Raw genomic sequence first — 392 nt, 5'->3', positions numbered from 1 at the left:
GAACGTTATTTAAAACGTGTAGGAACAGATGTTTTAAACAGTGTGGGAGTGTATCAAATTGAGGGGGAGGGAATGCATCTTTTTGAAAAAATTGATGGAGATTTTTTTACGATTATTGGTTTACCTTTATTACCTTTATTAGCGAAATTACGGCATTTGGGGGTTATTGATGGTTGATATAACAGTAAGGTGTAAAAAAACAATTCCACGTGCCTTTGTTGTTGGTACGCCTATTTATCATTCAAAATCACCAAAAATTCATAATTTTTGGCTTAAACACTATAATTTACAAGGTGAATATCTGGCACAGGAAGTAAGCTCTGAAGAATTTAGAGATTTTGTCACATCTATACGAAAAAGAGGTTTTTGTGGGGGGAATGTCACTCTACCCT

At 34.4% G+C, this 392-nt stretch carries 1 protein-coding gene and 1 pseudogene; both read left to right on the top strand.

The window, feature by feature from the left end:
- Positions 1-177, top strand: a 177-nt coding sequence (locus J7R05_RS08820) for a Maf family protein (RefSeq protein WP_208541924.1), incomplete at its 5' end; no start/stop codon positions are given.
- Positions 170-392, top strand: a pseudogene (locus J7R05_RS08815) (shikimate dehydrogenase); the annotation flags it as partial. The gene J7R05_RS08820 and the pseudogene J7R05_RS08815, both read left to right, overlap by 8 nt.

The organism is Bartonella capreoli, from assembly GCF_902813205.1.
Classification (GTDB): domain Bacteria; phylum Pseudomonadota; class Alphaproteobacteria; order Rhizobiales; family Rhizobiaceae; genus Bartonella; species Bartonella schoenbuchensis.
The sequence above is the reverse complement of the archived record's forward strand: the minus strand, read 5'-3'. Positions and strand labels throughout refer to the sequence as shown.